This is a genomic window from Alteriqipengyuania triglochinis, from assembly GCF_054655655.1.
This window is the reverse complement of sequence record NZ_BAAHNC010000004.1, coordinates 91491-108973: the sequence shown is the minus strand read 5'-3', so window position 1 is coordinate 108973 and position 17483 is coordinate 91491. Positions and strand designations below refer to the sequence as shown.

Here is a 17483-nt window from a genome sequence, read left to right as displayed (position 1 = left end):
CTTGCAAAATATTGGCAGGGATCGAAAAGGAGGAATCGCTCTGCCGTCTTAAAAACGCGGCTTCCACACCCTTGTTTACCGCATCGATGCGCTTGTTCTCATACTGCTCCGCAGCAGTCACCAAGAGTCCGGTCTGGTCGTGGTTGAACAGTGTCTCGATGTCTGAGCGACTTACGCCCACCGCGCCCGAGTCGTATTCGACCCCATTCAGGGTAAATTTATCGCCCCCTCCCCGAGATGAAATATACTCATCAAGCTCTGCGAGCGTTGATAAAAAATCATATCCAGCACGGTAAGAAGGGTCATCTAAGATAACGTCACGGGTTACTGGCTTTAGTAGCGTACCCCACGTATCGCCTGGACCTACTACAAACTCATGAGCCCCAAAGACACCATGGGAAAGTTCGTGAAAAAAGCTCCCAAGCCGCTCTGCATTATTGACGCCAGAACCTGTCGCGACGAATGATTCAAGTTCGCTATCAACGAGAGGGCCTAGCTCGCCGTTGACCAGATCCACGTTGGACTGACCGCCTGCACCATCGTTAGAGGATTTTCCTGCGTCGAAAACCGGAATGACTTGATACCCACGTCCGGTGATAGCATCAAAAATTTCCAGTACAGCCCGCAGTCCGACAATTGGCAGATTATTTTGCGCCCCATAAGCTATAAGAGCGAAGGCAGTGTCTAGTTTAGCCGCTTCATTTGAGCTAAATCCTATTAGCTCTATTTTTGGGATAGCATACAAGGATCCATTATATGTCAGCTCGCCAAAATCGTACGATCTGATACTTATAGTCTCAGAAGGATTATCACCATCCTCCTTTTTATATCTCCGAGTCGTTCTGTTCGTAGGGTAGTTATAGTATTGGTTCTTTTTATTATTGACCGCATTCAACCCCCCGAGTTCTCGAATGTAATCGTAAGCTTCACGATAAGGTATGTCGGTTCTATCTGGATCGTACAGTCGCCTAGGATCCGCAATAACGACGATCTCACCGCTCGGTACATCAGTCCCATGCCCGCTTTGAGACGTGTTTTCTTGGCCGTCCTGCTCACTCATCCCATACACTCCGAACGAATTCGCCGCACTTCTCGGCGGTATCTAAAATGCTGTAATCTTTACCGAAACGAAATTTCGATAGATCCGGATTCGACAGATCGCCGATTTCAGCCATGCGGCCGTAAACGGCCTGGTCTGTGCCCTCGACAAGGTCGATGACCTCGCCGTCCGCAGTTTCGAACCTGTGTGCTATGATGATCGCGCACACTGGGAAATCGACGATCATCGAATGATCCAGCGGCACTCCCAAGCACTCGTCGAATGTATTGCAAACCGGCGACAACCGCTCCGAACGATAGGAGAGGTAGCGCATGTCGCCTGTCAGCTCGCGCTGCGCGCCCGGACCGACAAGCCGCCCTTCGAGAGCGACATCGTCGCAGTGTACGAGCGTATCGCCACCCATCACGGCCGCAAGATGCCGCTCCCAGAGCGTGCACAGAGTCCCGTCGGGCAGCAGCTTCTTGCCGGAGCGCGGATCGATGTAGCCAACGATACGCTGCCCGGTCAGAAACAGCGCAAGCGAGCGCGATCCGCGGTATTTCAACGCAGCGCTGTCGATCAGAAACGCGCTTGCCGGAACCTGATATGTCGGGTCGAAATTCCGCTCGCCCCCGGGGGCCTCGAAGGCGGGAGTGGCCTCGCTGCCCGCCGACCGGGTTGCTCGCTCCGCATCGCTCGCCGGCAGAGCCACCGACGCGGTTCCTCCGTTCGCCGTACCACTGCAGCCGAGCAGGAGGACCGCCATCATTGCCGACGCCAAGGCGCTCGCAAATCGACTGTGGCGCGGACAAGGCGACCTCACAGCACGCCATCCCTCATTCGCAGAAGTGCATCCGCATTGCGAAACCGGCAGATCGCCTTCAGCCCGTCGATGTCCTCAAGATCTCGCAGATACCGCCTGCTCAAGCTGCCACAGACACGATGCAGGAACCGGCAGTTTGACTGGCCGCAAGCGATATCGCCGTGAGCGTTGGAGAAGAGCCGCTGCGGTGCGAACAGTTCGACGGCAATCTGATCGAGGTAATTGATGCCCGCACCGTTCAGCGGCGCACGTATTGCGCGTGAACGCACGAAATCCAGCTGCGCCTTCGCCGTGTTCGAAGCCACCGGATCACCTATGACCGAGACCAGTGCATCGAGCAGCCCGTTCGCATCGCGTTCGGCCTGCGAGTCCCCCGTGACCTTCCCGGCACCGGAGGCCATGATGCATTGCAGTTCGATTTCGCTTTCATTCGATGCGCGCCAATCCGCCGGGATGTCTCGCCGCCTGCGAGGGCCCACGGCACCGTCCAGATATCCGCCCTTCAGATCGACCGCCTGTTCGGCCACCCACTCGGCACAGGGATTGCCGTACAGCGCGATCTTGCGCAGTGCATCGCGAAGTTCGGCTCGCCCGGCATCGTCGAGCGCGGCGCCGGTTCGATCCGGGCCGGTATAGACCGTCTGCGCCTCAACTCCGTTCGATGTCGGCACATAAATGGTCTGCGCAGGCCCATCACCCATAGGCGAGCATGCACTGGCGACCATTACTGCACTCGGTAGCCACGAATGCTTGGCCAACCTGTGGAACAGAGTTCGCCAGGATGGAGCAGCATTGCGAATATTGCGCGCACGCCCCTCGCACATCTGCCCGATCGGAGTGCCTCGGCGCTTCGCGTTCGACGCTAGCCCAGCCCGGCACGACAGCGACACTGGCGACAGCCCGCCGCGATTTCGAAGGCGCGCGAACATCGGCCGGAGACCGATAGCAGGCAGGAATTCGTGATAGAAAACCACCCTCATCGCACGAGACTACCTCAGCACTTCCTCACAACCCGATGGTCGGAAGAACTTCAAACGGGAGACGCACTTTCAAGGGTGAGTCGCAAATGCTTGACTACTGCTTTTTGCCAATAGCAACAATACACTATTTGCAGAGGAGTATCGTTTTCAACGCTCTCGCCCGGACTCGCTTACCGCCTGACGTATCGGGGACAGCAAATACTGAATGATCCGCCGCCGCCCGGTCTTGATCTCGGCCTGCACGGACATGCCGGGCTGCACCTGATCGCATAGCGGATGGCGCGCGGCGTCGCCCGCGCCGCAGGCCAGTTTGATCCGCGCGGCATAGACCAGCCCCGGCTGCACCGGCCGACCGTCGGCACCGCGCACGCTGCCCGCGGGTTGCTGGCTCTGGTCGATCGCGTCGCGGCTGATGTCGGCCACGGTCCCCTCGATCAGGCCGTAGTCGGTGAAGTTGAACGCCTCCAGCTTCACCGCCACCCGCTGGCCGGTCTTTACGAAGCCGATATCCTTGTTCTGTACGAAGGCCTCGACCGAGACACCGCCGTTGCAGTTCGCCGCACTGCTCGCATCGCCCGACCTGCACGGGACGATAACCATCAGCGGCTGCGCGGCCTGCACTACGCCGCCGACGGTGGTCACCGCGAGTTGCTGGACCACGCCATCCACGGGCGCGCGCAGTTCCTGGTATTGCCGTCGCCGCTCGGCCTTGCGCAGTTCCTCGCCGGCAAGGCCGGCACGATCGCTCGCCTCCGCCAGATCGGTGACTGCAGTCTTGCCGAAGCTGGCGCGCAACGCCCGCAGTTCGGCGTCCAGGCGGCCGATCGAGGCCTCGGCCTGGTCGCGGTTGGCGCGCTGGACTTCGATGTTGCGGATATGCTCGGCGCGAAGTTGTTCATATTCGAGCAGCTGGAGCTTCGAATAGAACCCCCTCTCCGCCAGTTCCGCGCGCGCGCCCAGCTGCCGGTCGATAAAGGGCAGCGCCTCTTCGAGCTTGGCGATCTCTGCATCGGATGCGGCCAGCCGCGCGCGGTTCTCGGCCCGCTGCTGGCGCAAGCCGGCGGCCTGCGCTTCGTATTGGGCGATGGCGCTGTCGATGAAGGCCTGCTGGGTTCGAGCGATATCGGGCGAGGTGCCCTGCGGCGCGTCGAAGCGCGTCGGGCCGCCTTCTAGATGGGCAATCAGGGCATCGTTGCGCGCCTCGATGATCCGTGCCGATTGCAGCGACTGCGCGCTCTGTGCCTCGTCCGCACTCGCCAGGGTGGGGTCGAGCTCGATCAAGAGGTCCCCTTTCCTGACGAACTGGCCATTGGTCACATGGATCGCGCGCACCGCGCCAATCTCTATCGGTTGAACCAGCTTCACATTGCCACCCGGCACGGTCTTCCCCGCCGCAGTCGCCACGACGTCGACCTTGCCGAAGACCGCCCAGATCAGCGCCAGGACGAACAGCCCGCAGGTGAGGAGCAACAGCCACCGCATCCCCGGACTGGGCGGCTTTTCCATGATTTCGAGCGCGGCGGGCAGAAACTCGTGTTCGTCCTTCGCCTTGAAGGTCCTGTCCGCCTCGTTCTGCGAGCGCCACGCCTCCCGAAGCACCCGAGCATGCTTCGACAACGTAGGGAAGCGGTCCGTCAGCCAGCCCATCACGCACGCTCCCGAATGCCGGTCTGCTTGGCGTGGAGCTGCGCATAGCGCCCGCCTGCCTGCAACAGTTCCTCGTGGGTGCCGATCTCCGTAATCTCACCCGCCTCCACGGTAATTATGCGGTGGCACGGGCGCACGGCGGAAAGGCGGTGGGCGATGATCATCACCGTACGCCCCTGTGCGATCCGGCCGAGATTGTTCTGGATGATCTCCTCACTTTCGGCATCGAGCGCGCTCGTCGCTTCGTCGAGGATCAGGATGCGCGGATCGGTGATGAGCGCGCGCGCGATCGCGAGCCGCTGCCGCTGTCCGCCCGAAAGGTTCGCTCCGCGCTCCTCGATCAGGGTATCGTAGCCATGAGAGAGGGTCAGGATGAACTCGTGTGCGCCCGCCAGTTGTGCGGCGGCAATCACCTTGTCCATCGAGAGGGTGGGATTGGACAGAGCGATATTCTCGCGCACGGAGCGGTTGAACAAGATGTTTTCCTGCAGCACGACGCCGACCTGGCGCCGCAGCCAAGCCGGATCGACCAGCGAAAGATCGGTCCCGTCTACCAGCACACGGCCCTGTTCGGGCACGTAAAGGCGCTGGACGAGCTTGGTGAGGGTCGACTTCCCGCTGCCCGAGGGCCCGACGATGCCGAGCATCTCGCCCGGCCGTATGTCGAGGCTGACCCCGCGCAGAGCTTCGGGTGCGTCCGGCCGATAGCGAAAGCGAACCTTGTCGAACCCGATACGCCCCTCGATAGGCGGCAGGCTGGCCCGGTTGGGATTGTGTTCCGGCTCGGCGGGCGCGTTGAGGATGTCCCCCAGCCGATCGACCGAGATACGGACCTGCTGAAAGTCCTGCCAGAGCTGCGACAATCGCAGGATCGGCTGCGCGACCCGTCCGGCCAGCATGTTGAACGCGACCAGCGCGCCGACCGATAGATCGCCAGAGATCACAGCTTTGGCGCCGAAAAACAGGATCGCGACCGTGGTCAATTTGCTGACCAGCTGGATCAAATGGCTGCCCCAGGTAGACAGTACGGTCACGTCCCACCCGGTCTTGATGTAGCCTGCGAACTGCTTCTCCCACCGGTCGCGCATGCGCGGCTCCACCGCCATCGACTTGAGCGTACCGATCCCTGTGACTGTCTCGACCAGGAATGCCTGGTTCTCCGCCCCGCGTTTGAACTTCTCGTCGAGCCGGGCCCGCAGCGGAGGGGTGATCAGGAACGAGATGAGGACATAGACCGGAATCGTCAGTGCCACGATCAGCGTGAGCAGCGGCGAATAGAGGTACATCACCGCGAAGAAGACGATGGTGAAGAACAGGTCGATCACCACCGTCACCGCGTTGGAAGTCAGGAAGTTGCGGATATTCTCCAGCTCGCGCACGCGGGCCACGCTGTCTCCCACCCGCCGCGCTTCGAAATAGCTGAGCGGCAAGGCGACCAGATGACGGAACAGACTGGCGGAAAGTTCCGCATCGACGCGGTTGGATGTGTGCGCGAAGAGCCAGTTCCTGAGCCCCGACAGGATCGTCTCGAAGATCAGCATTGCTGTCAGCCCGATCGCCAGAACTTCCAGCGTGGTCATCGCCTGGTTCACCAGGACCTTGTCGATAACCAGCTGGAAAAAGATCGGCGTCGCAAGCCCGACCAGCTGAAGAAAGAAGCTGCCGATCAGCACATCGCGCAAGGGCCTGCGATACTTGACCAGCGCCGGGATAAACCAGCTGATATCGAACGCGCGCTTCTGCCCTGCGATATGTTCTCGGCTGGTCATCAAAAGCAAGTCTGCCTGGTCGTCAGAAAGCTCGAACCGCTGCTCCACTTCTTGGGCGGACCATATTTCCGGGCGCTGGCCGCCGGCCTTGAGCACCATGTAGCGCACGCCAGCGTCGCCCGTGTCGTCGGTTTTTAAAAGGATAGCGGTCCCGCCATCCGAGAGCCCAACCAGGGCGGGCAGCGGCAATTTCGACAAATCCGATATCGCAGCTTGCTTGCGCCTGGCGCTAAGCCCCAGCTTCTTTGCAATACGGATCAGATCATCGAAGTCGTACGGACGATCTCCCTGCCCTCGGTCATGATGAATTTGAGCCGGTTCTGCAGGTACGCCGAGGAACTGCGCCAACAGCACAAAGCTAGCCAGAGCCTCGTCAACGGAACCCATCCCGGATTCAGCGCGCGAATTGTCCATTTGAATTTGCGACCCCGGCCATGACAACATGCATGGTGAGCGCTTGGGTTTAATGGGTTAATTCAGAGGGAACAAGGGATTACTTGCCAGACAAGCATTCGGGCAGTTCCTTGCGCCACCCACCAGTATTCCGGTACTTCGTGACAGCCCGTTTAAACGTGGAGGATAAACCCTCGGCCCAATCAGGGTTGTCGATACGTCCCGACACGAAGGCCGGCGCGGGCGCGCTCAGAAATCCACTTGCGCCCGCATTGCCAGCGTGTCGCTCGCAAAGCGGTTGCGGCCGAGCGCAACGGCTACAGGGCCGTTTTCGTAGATGAGATGCCCGTAATTCACCAGGAAACGGACATTGCCCTCCGGGTTCCAGGTCAGGCCGAGTGCTACCAGATCCTGCGTCCCGCCCAACACGGCGCCGTCGTTCAGATCCAGCCGGTCGTAGCGCAGATTCACCTGCAAGGCGCCGGCACCGCCCTCACTGAGAGAGCGTGCCGGTTTCGTGCGCGCGAACGTCCCGGCTTTGTAACCCCGCGTCTCGCCGGTCAGAAAATATCCCGCCTCGACATAGCCGCCGAAGAACGTCGGATCCTCGCCGCTGGCGCGATCTGCCGTCAACCAGTGCGCCTCGCCCACGGCGTGGAACGGGCCGCGGATGACGGCCAGTTCGGCACCGAAGCTCGTTTCGCTTTCGATCGCCAGTGCCGGTGTCGCCACAAAGCGCCTGTCGGTGAGATGGAGAAACGGACGCTGACGATAACGCACGGCGCGCTCGCCGCTCAGATCGCGATGATGGAAGGACGCGCCGAAGTGCAGTTGCGACGCGCCCAGCAGCGGGGCGTAGACCAGACGCGCATCCGCGCTGACCGCATCTTCATCGTCCGACAGATCGGCGGTGTTGGCGGAGAAGACGCCGCCGCTCGCGATCACCGCGCCGCTTTTATAGGTCATCGATGCGCCCACCCGGCGTTCGAAGCCGAAGGCATCGGTAAACGCCGCACGTTCCATGAAAGAGGTGAAGCGCGAACTGGTCAGCTCTTCCAGCGACTGGAAGCTGTTATGCTGCCCCAGCTTGATGGAGACGCTCTTGCCGACCGTCCAGTTGATATAGGCGTCGGCCAGTTCGACATCGGAATTGGCCATATCGACTTCCAGACGATAGCCGAAATCGCGGCCGACCTTGCCCTCGGCGCCGAGCCGCGCGCGACGTATTTCGGTTCCGAAGCCCAGTCCCGCATCGTCTGTCCCGTCGGGCCGACCGATCCAGCCGGCATCCAGCTGCAGCCGCCCGCGCGGTTCGAAGGTGACGGCGGGGGTGGCTCCGGCCCGCTCCGGCGACGGCAGATCGGCAGCCTGTCCGGCCCTTGCAGGGGCGTTTGCGGCGATCAGGGCGTCGACCTGCGCGCGCAGCGTTTCCACCTCCGCCCGCAGCTCCTCGATTGTCGCGTCCCTTTGCGAGTCCGCCGCTGCCGCCGGGCCGGGTTGGGCCGCTGCGACGCCAGGGACGAGCAGCAGCGCGCCGCCGGCGATCAGAACTGACTTTTTCATGTGCTTGGCTCTAGTTTCGTCCGGTGCCGGACTTAAAAGGATGCCCATTCGTCACTGCCGGTCGACCGTGCTGCGGGGATTGCGGCGGCGGGCAGCGACTTGACCTGCTGCGGCAGGATCGACGTCGCCGCAGGCCGGGGCGAGGCAGCGGAGGCATCGTCGCCGACGCGGAACGTCGCGGCGCGACTGGCAAGCGAGGTCACTTCCTCGTCGAGACTGCGTGCTGCTGCCGACATCTCCTCCACCATCGCGGCGTTGCGCTGGGTCGAATTGTCCATTTCCTCGACGGCGGTCGATACTTCGCCGATGGTCGAGGCCTGCGCCTGGTTGGCCGCAGCCAGGGATCTCAGCAGCTCTTCCACTCCGCTGACGTCGCTGGTGATATTGGCCAGCGCATCGTCGACCTTGCGGACAGCCCCCACCGCCGTGTCGACTTCCGACTGGGTAAGGGTCAGCTGTTCGCGCGCACGACGGGCTTCCTCTTCCGCGCGCATCGCCAGCGCCGAGACCAGGTCTGCAACGACGGCGAAGCCGCGGCCCGCTTCACCCGCTCGACCGGCTTCGACTGCGGCGTTCATCGCCAGCACCCGCGTCTGGAACGCGATCTTGTCGAGCCCTTCGATCACGGTATCGATACCCTCGGCGTTCTCGGCCACGCGGCCCATCGCGCGCACCGCCAGATCCACGACCTCGCGGCCCTGCCCGACCGTGCCCATCGCCTGTCCCGCCCGGGCAACCGTATCGGCTGCCGACCCGGCGCTCTCGCTCAGGCGCTGGTTCATTTGCGTGATCGCTGCCGAAGTCTCCTCGAGGCTTGCTGCATCGCTCTGCGTGCGTACCGCGAGGTCGCTCGACGCGCTGGCGATCTCCGACGATCCGCTGCGGATTTGCGCCGCGCCAGAGATGACCGCACCGATCAGTTCGCGAAGGCTGTCCAGTGCAGCGTTGTAATTGTGGCGCAGCGCGGCGTAGGCCGGGGGGAACTCGGCCTTGATCGACCCGGTCAGGTCACCCTCGGCAAGGCTGCCGAGATGCTTGCCCAGCGTATCCACCACTTCCTTCTGTTCTATATTCGCGCGCCGCTTTTCCGCTTCGGCGGCTTCCTGTGCCAGCGCATTGTCGCGGAACACCAGCACTGCGCGTGCCATGTCGCCCACTTCGTCGCCGCGCTTGTCGCCGGGGACCTGGATGTCGTTGTTGCCCGCCGCGAGATCGCCCATCACCTCGCGCAGTCGCGCCAGCGGACGCGATATGCTCATCCGCGCCAGAGGGATGGCAATGCCCAGCCCGACTGCCACTGCGATCAGGCTGTAGATCAGCAGCATCCGCGCATCGCGCTTCACGCCCGCTTCGATCTCGGCGGTACGCGCGTCGCCTTTTTCGACCCGTGCGTAGGTGGTTTCGGAAACGGTATCGGTGAAGTTATCGAGCTGCTCGCCCGCTGCCGTCAGCGCCACGCGGGCTTCGGCGACACGCCCTGCATTGGCGAGCTTCAGGACGTCGCTGGCAAGCCCGTGCGTCTCATCGAAATAGCCGCGCATCTGGGGCACGCTGTCGGCGAAGGTTGGATCGGTTTCCAGCGCATCGGACAGGTTGTTGCCGCCGCGTTCGTATGCCGTGGCCAAGGATTCCTGCAATTTCCGGCTTTCCGCCGATCCGGGTTCGAAAGCCAGCGACTGGGCGGCGATGTAAACCAGTTCGATCGCGCGGCGGTTTGCGCGGGCGATGTCCGTCGTGCCCGGCAGGGTTCGCTCGACCAGGCCGTTATAGCTCTCGCTGACGCCCTTCGCGGTGTTGTTGCCGACAAGGGCGATGCCGAGCAGCAGCGCGCCGAGGAACAGCAGCAGCGCCGCGACCTTCGTCGCGATATTCAGGTTTTCGATGAGCCGCATGGAATTTTCGGACCTTCTTCCAGATGGATTTGGTCCAATTTAGAGAGTTTTATGCGGCCGCGCGGCAGGAAGGCGCCTTTTTTCGGATCGCCAGTGCCGGAAGGTGCGAGTGCGGCGCTCCTCAAATGGTACAGCAGCGGCTCGCCGCAGGATCGCAATTGCGATGTTTCTGGGGGCTAGCGTGGTTCGAACGTTGAGACGCTTCGACCAGAGAAACGGAAGGCAGTTCTACCCCAAGGTCGCCGCTGAACCTCGCCAGGATGATGGCAAGCCGTCGTTCGACGCGGGCGGACGTGTGCGTGCGATTGCCCAAGCAGGCCGGACAAGATCGATCCGAACCATTGAGATCGCAAATGCCGGACCAAGTCGCTAGAGGCTCCCCCTTCTATCGAGCAATTCGGACAGCAGTACATGGCACGCAAACATTCCAAGGCTGGTGCCTATTATGAGGAACCACCTCGCGAGGATGACGAGGAGAGGGCTGCACCTGTCCCGTGCTGGCTCTGCGGCCGTCCTCTCGGCAAGAATATCGTCTTGCACCATCCCGTGCCCAAGAGCCGCGGTGGGCGCGATGTCGTGCCGATGCACCCGATCTGCCAGCAAACGCTGATCGCCAATTTCAGCAATGCGGAACTGCAGCGCCACGCGCTCGACGTCGAGGCGATCCTGCTCAATCCCGACATGCGCAAATTCGTGGACTGGGTCGCCAAGAAGGATCCCGATTTCCACGCCAGCACGGCCAAGAAGAAGCGCTGATCTTCGGCCGCGCAACCCAATATTCTACGGACAAATGACCATGACCACGCCGATCGACGCCAGCGCCCGACCGATTTGTGTCGCCGCATTATACCGCTTCGCCTCCCTCGCGCAGTTCGAGGAATTGCGCGAACCGCTGAAGCGCTTGTGCGACGAACAGGGCATCAAGGGCACGCTGCTGCTGGCGAGCGAAGGTATCAATGGCACGATTGCAGGTTCGCGGGCCGGGATAGACCAGGTTCTCGATCATATTCGCGGCTGGCCCGATTGCGCCGAACTCGATGTGAAGTTCTCGAGCGCGACCACCATGCCGTTCCACCGCATGAAGGTGCGCCTGAAGCAGGAAATCGTCACCCTGGGGCAGCCCGGCATCGATCCGGCCGCCAATGCGGGCACCTATGTCGATCCACAAGACTGGAACGCGCTGATCGACGATCCCGATACGATCGTGATCGATACGCGGAACGACTACGAAGTTTCGATCGGCTCTTTCGCAGGGTCGATCAATCCGATGACCGGCACCTTCCGGGATTTTCCGGAATGGTTCACACGCGAGCGCGAACGCATGCTCGGATCCGAAAAGCCGCCCAGGGTCGCGATGTTCTGCACCGGCGGCATCCGCTGCGAAAAGGCGTCCGCATTCCTGAAGAAGGAGGGGCTGGAAGACGTGTTCCACCTCAAGGGCGGTATCCTTGCTTATCTGGAGGCGGTTCCCGAGGAAGAGAGCCGGTGGCAGGGCGAATGCTTCGTGTTCGACCAGCGCGTGGCGGTCGGACACGCACTTTCTGACGGCACTCATGAATTGTGCTTCGCGTGTCGTCGCCCGGTCAGCCCGGCGGACAAGCAATCGCCGCTATACGAAGCTGGCGTCAGTTGTGCGGCCTGCCATAGTGAGAGGGACGACGATCGACGCGCGTCCTACCGCGAACGCCATCGGCAGGAAATACGCGCCGCAGAGCAAGGTCGCGCCCATATCGGGGCGGTGTTCGCGGCGACAGGGAGGGACGATGTCGACTGAGCGCATACTCTACAGTTTCCGCCGCTGTCCTTACGCGATCCGCGCAAGGCTTGCACTGGCGATCAGCGAAACACCTTACGAACTGCGCGAAGTACGTCTGTCGCGAAAGCCGGCTGCGATGCTTGAGGCTTCCCCCAAGGGCACGGTCCCGGTCCTCGTCCTCGCCGATGGCAGCGTCATCGACGAGAGTTCCCAGATCATGCGCTGGGCGCTCGACCGGAACGATCCCGAGGGGTGGCTGGAACGGAACGAAGACGCCCTGATCGAACGCAATGATGGGCCGTTCAAACACGATCTCGACCGATACAAATATCCGGAGCGCCATGACTCAGACGCTCAGGAGCACCGGCAGCGGGGGATGGAATTCCTGAGCCTGCTCAACACCCGCCTATCTGAACACGCGCACCTGTGCGGTTCACAGCGCGGGCTGGCCGACGCAGCGATCATGCCCTTCGTGCGTCAATTCGCAGGAGTGGATTCGGAGTGGTTTGCGGCCCAACCGATACCGCATTTGCAAAAATGGCTGGCCGACCAGCTGTCATCACCGCTGTTTTCGCAAGTAATGCTTCGCGTCGATGCCTGGTCGCCTGGAGACCCCGCCGTGGTGGTTTCGGGCGTCGTCCCCGGCCAGCCGGAAGGCTAGGATTGGTCAGGCTGAGCCGCAACTTGCGCGGCACGCATCAGCCGCAGGACGTTGCCGCCGGTCATCTTGCCGATATCTTCACGCGAATAGCCCGCTTCGAGCAATCGCCCGGTCACGACCGGCAGCGATGAAATCTCCATCAGCCCTTCGATCCCGCCGCCGCCATCCCAGTCGGCGCCGAAGCAGACATGGTCGACGCCTGCGACATCGATCATGTGCAATAGCGCTTCCATGTAGCGGTCGAGGTCTATGTCCCAGAGCGGCTGCGTCTTGTCGAGTTCGCGCCATTTGCGGATGAGCTCGCGCTGCTCGGCGGCGGACATGCTCGCGATGTCCTCGTACTGGTCGAACAGCTCGCCGCGTTCGCCGTCGAGGTTGATCTCGCTCATGAAAATCGTCGACATGCAGATCGCCCCGCCCTGCGCGGCAAGCTTGCGGATGCGCCCGTCGTCGAGATTGCGCGGATGGTCATACGCCCAGCGCGGCGATGTGTGCGAGAGGATGATCGGCGTGCGCGACAACTCGAGCAGTTGGTCGAACACCGCATCGGAGGCGTGGCTGGCGTCGATCACCATGCCCAGCCGGTTCATCTGAGCCACCCACTGCTTGCCGAGCGGGCTCAATCCGTTCCACTTTGCTTCACCGGTGGAGGAATCGGCCAGCTGGTTGGTCGAGGAATGCACCGGCCCGGCCATCCGCACGCCGCGATCGTAGAACTCCTTCAGCAGGCCCGGATCCTCGCCCAGCGGGTAGCTGTTCTCGATCGACTTGAACGCGATCAGCTTGCCCTGCGCCGTCAGCCTCTCCGCCTCGGCCACGGTGGTTGCGGGACGGATGAGATCGGGGAACTTGGCGAGCTCGCGGTCGATCAGGTCCGATCGGGTCCGCGCATGGTCGAGCGCGTCGGCATAGCCCTTCGCCGTCAGCGGGCCCTGCTCGGTATAGATGACGAAGAAGCCGCCATCGAGATTGCCCGCTGCCATCCGGCCGAGATCGACCTGAGCGATGTCGTTCTGCTCGGTATGCGCTTCGGAGAAGTCCCACCCTTCGCGCCCGAAATTGAGCGCAGTGTCGAGGTGCGTATCCAGCACCAGCAGGTCGCGATGGACCGCCATCGGATCAACGTCGTCCGCAGGCACGGTAGCGCATGCGGTGAGTGCCGTCGCGCAAAGTGCTGTGATGAGTGTGCGCTTGATCATTCCTGGTTCTCCTTGACCGGACGAAGGTCCAGATCGCGATAGTCGTAGCTGAAATCGGCCAACGACGAGGCCGCCTCCATCGCCACGCGTTCGACATTGCCGCGCGCGTCGAGCCCGAAGGTCACCAGCGCAGGTTCGAGCGAGGGATCGGTCAATTCGGTCCTGAAGGTATCGTACTGGTAGTGGACCAGCCGCCCTTCCATGCGCGGATTGGTGGTGAAGTCGATCCACAGGCCACCATCGCGCTCACTCACCACGACATCGCCGTACCACGGATCGCGATAGGTGGCGGCGTAGCTGGCGACGGGGAGCGAGGGGCCAACATCGGCGGGCTGTTCGTCACGCTGCGCAAGGAACGTCCTCCCCCCTTCGAGCCGCTGCGCAACGAAAGCGTCCCATTTGGCGGGCCAGTTATTGGCCGGAAGGCCGAGGTAGTGGTCCAGCAATTCGTAAAAGAGCCCGCGCCGCAGCGCCGCCTCTTCGGAATTGATCATGATCGCGATGCCGACATCCTGATCGGGCAACAGCGCGACGAAGGTTATCGCGCCGAACACCCCGCCGCCGTGCCAGATCAGCCGCGCGCCGCGATAGTCCTGCACCTGCCAGCCGAGGGCATAGGCGGTGTAATTGGGATTGGCCGGGGCCAGATCGCCGGGCCAATCCTCGTTCGGCATCGGCGTGACCGGCGTCCACATCTCCTCGGCGGCGGCTTCGCTGAACAGCCTGCCACCGCCCGGCATTGCACCATGCGCGAGCTGGATCTTGAGCCATTGCGCCATGTCGGTCGCACTCATCGCGAGGCCACCGGCGGGCATCGCGTTGCGCCCCAGTTCATCCCGCTCGTCAAGGACGACGTTCGGCCCCAGCCCGCGCAGCGCTTCGGTCGTGCGAGCGTGCGGCCTTGCCCGGTTTTCCACGGCGTAGCGCGTGTCGTAGTCCGATGTAGAATCGACCATGCCGCCCGCGCGCAGCACGTCCTCCAGAACATACTGCTCCCACGTCCTGCCGGTGATCTCGTCGATCAGCTGTCCCGCCACGATGTAGAGAATGTTGTCGTAGGCGTAGGACGAGCGGAAGCTGGTTGCAGGCTCGATATAGCGAAGGCGCTCGACCGTTTCCTTGCGCGACAGATTGGAGCGGGGAACGAACAGAAGATCGCCCGCACCCAGCCCCAGTCCGCTGCGGTGAACCAGCAGGTCGCGCACGGTCATCTCGGCGGTGACCCACGGGTCTTTCATCCGGAACCACGGCATGTGGTCGATCACCTTGTCGTCCCACGACAGCCGCCCTTCATCGACCAGCGTGGCGAGCGCGGCGACCGTAAAAGCCTTGCCGGTCGATCCGGTCGCGAAGATCGTGTGCGCATCGACCGGGGCACTCTCGCCCAGCTCGCGAACGCCCCACCCTTGTGCGAGCGTGGTCTGTCCCTGCTCGACAATGGCGATCGCGATGCCCGGCGCGCCCGACTCTTCGCGCAACGCCTCGACGCGCTGCTCGAAACCCTCGGGCGGCGCGGCTTGCGCGGCCGGCGCGAAAGCGAGGAGGATCAGGGCTGCAGCGTATGGAATCGTCCTAGACATGGTCTGCTCCGGTTGCTGGAGTTCGTGGGCCCCGGGCGGACCAGAGCCGGTAGGCCCCGATGGTCAGCAGCGGCAGGATGAAAGTGGCGAGGAAGACCCACGCCATGATGCGGTATCCTTGAGCGATCAGGTCGACGAGGCCGATCGCACTGGCGACGAACATGCACCCGGCAAGCACACACAGCGTCAGGGTGACGCGGAACCGCGGCGACACCGGGCGCTCCGGATCGTCCCTGCGCCGCCACGCGACCGCCCGCTCGTTCAGGGCGTGGATCACCCCCACGCCGCTTTCCAGCAGCGCGCCGAACACCATGATCTGAAACACGAAGCGGAAGGCCGGGCTGCCGAGCCGCTGGAGGACGTAGTCCGAAGGCAGCGTCTCACCCAGAATGGCGGGATAGAAGCCGAGCATCGCGATGAGAAACGCCAGCGCAGGCAGCATCGCCATCGGCCCCGCGATCAGCCCGGCGACCAATGCCTGACGCCGGGACGTCAGGTGACGCAGCACTGGCAGGATCATGATCGCGGCGACGATATTGTAGACGCCGTAGGTAAGGCCGTTGACCGGCCAGCCGGGCTCGACCGCGGCCCCCGCAAATGCATCATCCATCCGTCCCCCGACCCGGCTGAGCGCCAAGACGAGGAAGATGGCATAGACGAGGTAGAGGAACACCGAGACGTACTTGAACATCATCTCGACCGCCCGCTCTCCCAACCCGGTGACCAGCGCGATCAACGCCGCAAGCGCCAGCGTGCCGACCAGAGTGGGAAAACCGAACAGGCTCGCCCCGACCTCGCCGGCAGCAGCGCCGAAAACGGCCAGCAGCAGCACCGAGAACAGCAGGAAGCAGATCTCGAAGATAATCGCGCCCCGGCCCAGCAGGCGGGCTGTAAAGGCGCGGTAGTCGTAGGATCGGGTGTGGTGCGCGAAGGCGAAGGTCAGCGCGGAAACCACCGCCCAGATCGCCGTCGCCAGCGCCATCGCGAGAAAGGCACCCCGCGGGCCCTGGCTGAGGAAATACTCGACCAGCTCGCGGCCCGTGGCATAGCCGCCACCGATGATGACCCCTTTCAGAGCGAAAGCGGGCAGGAGGTAACGCTGGAAAAACGTCCCCCTGCCCGCTTCGCGCTTACCCGTCATACCAGGCAGCTGTCGATCAGGCGCTCGAAGCCCCGCCCGCCGCGGATCGGATCGGCCACCGGCATTCCGTGCAGCCGCTCCGAATGTTGGGCGAGCACCTTCTCGGCCTCATCCTCCGAAAAGCTCGAGGTGTTCATGCTGATCCCGGCGCAGCGGATCGCGGGATTGGTGAGCGAGCCCAGCCGGATGGTGAGGTCGATCACTTCCTCCACGGTGGGAAGCTTGTACCCTTGCAGCCCGATGATCGTCTCCCGGGTGGGGTCGTGACAGACGACGAAGACGTCGGGCTGGGTGCCGTGCAGCAGGCCGAGCGAGACCGCGGCATAGGCCGGGTTGAACAGCGATCCCTGCCCCTCGATCACGTCCCAGTGGTCGGGCGACGCATCGGGGGACAGCACTTCGGCGGCACCGGATTCGAAGTCGGATACGACAGCGTCCATGGGGATGCCGCTGCCCGAAATCATGATGCCCGTCTGGCCGGTCGCGCGGAAATCGACGTCCTGCCCCCGCTCACGGAAGGCGCGGGAAATCGCGAGCGCGGTGTATTTCTTCCCCAGCGCGCAGTCGGTGCCCACGGTCAGTAGCCGCTTGCCCGATCTCTTGCGCCCCGTCCCGACCGGAAGATCAGGCGGCGGGCGGCGGATATCGATCAGTCGGCGGCCGGTTCGCTTCGCGGTTTCCTCGAGCAGGGGGATCGAGCTCAGCGGAGTATGAAGGCCACTCACCACATGGAGGCCGGCCTCGAGCGCTTCGGCCAACGCGCCGCGCCAGCTTTCCGGGATCACCCCACCCTGATTGGCGACGCCGATGACCACCGATTTGGCCCCAGCGCGGACGGCCTGTTCCGGGCTCATCCGTTCCAGCCCCGCAGTTACCGTCGCGCCTTCCACCGCCAGCTCGCCGACGCACAGTTCCGGTGCCCAGTCGACCAAGCCGAACGCGGTCTTGGCGAAGCTCTTCTCCGTCGTGTCTCCCAGAAACAGCAGATAGGGCTTCGGAAGCACCGTCGCCTGCGCCTGGGGTGGGATCGGTGCGTTCAT

13 protein-coding genes are annotated in these 17483 nt (G+C 63.0%); 3 read left to right on the top strand and 10 right to left on the bottom strand.

Annotated features, from left to right (window positions below):
- Positions 1-1052 precede the first annotated feature (1052 nt).
- The 6 genes from ACYQ0L_RS13365 to ACYQ0L_RS13340 all read right to left on the bottom strand — a co-directional run bounded on the left by ACYQ0L_RS13365 (position 1053) and on the right by ACYQ0L_RS13340 (position 10106).
- Positions 1053-1808: a hypothetical protein gene (locus ACYQ0L_RS13365; RefSeq protein WP_459789795.1), complete on the bottom strand. Its 756-nt coding sequence runs from the start codon at positions 1806-1808 to the stop codon at positions 1053-1055.
- Positions 1809-1858: 50 nt separating this feature from the next.
- On the bottom strand, positions 1859-2563 hold the full coding sequence (locus ACYQ0L_RS13360) for a hypothetical protein (protein ID WP_459789794.1): 705 nt from the start codon (positions 2561-2563) through the stop codon (positions 1859-1861).
- Positions 2564-2989: 426 nt separating this feature from the next.
- Positions 2990-4489 carry an HlyD family type I secretion periplasmic adaptor subunit gene (locus ACYQ0L_RS13355; protein WP_459789793.1) on the bottom strand — a complete coding sequence of 500 codons (1500 nt, stop codon included), beginning with the start codon at positions 4487-4489 and terminating at the stop codon, positions 2990-2992.
- Complete coding sequence (locus tag ACYQ0L_RS13350; protein WP_459789791.1) at positions 4489-6645, bottom strand: type I secretion system permease/ATPase; 2157 nt, start codon at positions 6643-6645, stop codon at positions 4489-4491. The genes ACYQ0L_RS13355 and ACYQ0L_RS13350 overlap by 1 nt, the downstream gene beginning before the upstream one ends.
- A 255-nt stretch (positions 6646-6900) precedes the next feature.
- Entirely contained in the window at positions 6901-8214 is a 1314-nt protein-coding gene (locus ACYQ0L_RS13345) for a porin (protein WP_459789789.1), read from the bottom strand.
- Between the two features lie 32 nt (positions 8215-8246).
- A complete protein-coding gene (locus ACYQ0L_RS13340) occupies positions 8247-10106 on the bottom strand; it encodes a methyl-accepting chemotaxis protein (protein ID WP_459789787.1) in 1860 nt (619 codons plus the stop codon).
- A gap of 411 nt (positions 10107-10517) precedes the next feature.
- On the opposite strand from ACYQ0L_RS13340, the gene ACYQ0L_RS13335 reads away from it, so the two are divergent.
- The 3 genes from ACYQ0L_RS13335 to ACYQ0L_RS13325 are packed head-to-tail and all read left to right on the top strand — an operon-like array spanning position 10518 to position 12523.
- Positions 10518-10862, top strand: a complete 345-nt coding sequence (locus tag ACYQ0L_RS13335; protein ID WP_459789785.1) for a hypothetical protein — start codon at positions 10518-10520, stop codon at positions 10860-10862.
- Between the two features lie 40 nt (positions 10863-10902).
- Complete coding sequence (gene trhO / locus ACYQ0L_RS13330) at positions 10903-11880, top strand: oxygen-dependent tRNA uridine(34) hydroxylase TrhO (protein WP_459789784.1); 978 nt, start codon at positions 10903-10905, stop codon at positions 11878-11880.
- Complete coding sequence (locus tag ACYQ0L_RS13325; protein ID WP_459789782.1) at positions 11870-12523, top strand: glutathione S-transferase; 654 nt, start codon at positions 11870-11872, stop codon at positions 12521-12523. Before trhO ends, ACYQ0L_RS13325 begins: the two co-directional genes overlap by 11 nt.
- Here the strand turns inward: ACYQ0L_RS13325 and ACYQ0L_RS13320 are convergent.
- Genes ACYQ0L_RS13320 through ACYQ0L_RS13305 form a run of 4 tightly spaced genes read right to left on the bottom strand, consistent with a single transcriptional unit; the run spans position 12520 to position 17483 of the window.
- The gene (locus ACYQ0L_RS13320) at positions 12520-13722 is read right to left on the bottom strand and encodes a dipeptidase (RefSeq protein WP_459789781.1); all 1203 of its coding nucleotides are present in this window, start codon (positions 13720-13722) and stop codon (positions 12520-12522) included. The genes ACYQ0L_RS13325 and ACYQ0L_RS13320 overlap by 4 nt on opposite strands.
- A complete protein-coding gene (locus ACYQ0L_RS13315; RefSeq protein WP_459789779.1) occupies positions 13719-15302 on the bottom strand; it encodes a serine hydrolase in 1584 nt (527 codons plus the stop codon). Before ACYQ0L_RS13315 ends, ACYQ0L_RS13320 begins: the two co-directional genes overlap by 4 nt.
- A complete protein-coding gene (locus tag ACYQ0L_RS13310; protein WP_459789778.1) occupies positions 15295-16443 on the bottom strand; it encodes a YkvI family membrane protein in 1149 nt (382 codons plus the stop codon). The genes ACYQ0L_RS13315 and ACYQ0L_RS13310 overlap by 8 nt, the downstream gene beginning before the upstream one ends.
- Positions 16440-17483, bottom strand: a complete 1044-nt coding sequence (locus ACYQ0L_RS13305) for an N-acetyltransferase DgcN family protein (RefSeq protein WP_459789777.1) — start codon at positions 17481-17483, stop codon at positions 16440-16442. Before ACYQ0L_RS13305 ends, ACYQ0L_RS13310 begins: the two co-directional genes overlap by 4 nt.

Excerpts from the sequence above, each read along its gene's own strand:
- ACYQ0L_RS13305 (WP_459789777.1), bottom strand. The coding sequence starts at position 17,483 with ATGAACGCACCGATCCCACCCCAGGCGCAGGCGACGGTGCTTCCGAAG.
- ACYQ0L_RS13360 (WP_459789794.1), bottom strand. The coding sequence starts at position 2,563 with ATGGGTGATGGGCCTGCGCAGACCATTTATGTGCCGACATCGAACGGA.
- ACYQ0L_RS13345 (WP_459789789.1), bottom strand. The coding sequence starts at position 8,214 with ATGAAAAAGTCAGTTCTGATCGCCGGCGGCGCGCTGCTGCTCGTCCCT.
- ACYQ0L_RS13310 (WP_459789778.1), bottom strand. The coding sequence starts at position 16,443 with ATGACGGGTAAGCGCGAAGCGGGCAGGGGGACGTTTTTCCAGCGTTAC.
- trhO (WP_459789784.1), top strand. The coding sequence starts at position 10,903 with ATGACCACGCCGATCGACGCCAGCGCCCGACCGATTTGTGTCGCCGCA.
- ACYQ0L_RS13335 (WP_459789785.1), top strand. The coding sequence starts at position 10,518 with ATGGCACGCAAACATTCCAAGGCTGGTGCCTATTATGAGGAACCACCT.
- ACYQ0L_RS13355 (WP_459789793.1), bottom strand. The coding sequence starts at position 4,489 with ATGGGCTGGCTGACGGACCGCTTCCCTACGTTGTCGAAGCATGCTCGG.
- ACYQ0L_RS13315 (WP_459789779.1), bottom strand. The coding sequence starts at position 15,302 with ATGTCTAGGACGATTCCATACGCTGCAGCCCTGATCCTCCTCGCTTTC.
- ACYQ0L_RS13325 (WP_459789782.1), top strand. The coding sequence starts at position 11,870 with ATGTCGACTGAGCGCATACTCTACAGTTTCCGCCGCTGTCCTTACGCG.
- ACYQ0L_RS13350 (WP_459789791.1), bottom strand. The coding sequence starts at position 6,645 with ATGGGTTCCGTTGACGAGGCTCTGGCTAGCTTTGTGCTGTTGGCGCAG.
- ACYQ0L_RS13365 (WP_459789795.1), bottom strand. The coding sequence starts at position 1,808 with ATGATGGCGGTCCTCCTGCTCGGCTGCAGTGGTACGGCGAACGGAGGA.
- ACYQ0L_RS13340 (WP_459789787.1), bottom strand. The coding sequence starts at position 10,106 with ATGCGGCTCATCGAAAACCTGAATATCGCGACGAAGGTCGCGGCGCTG.
- ACYQ0L_RS13320 (WP_459789781.1), bottom strand. The coding sequence starts at position 13,722 with ATGATCAAGCGCACACTCATCACAGCACTTTGCGCGACGGCACTCACC.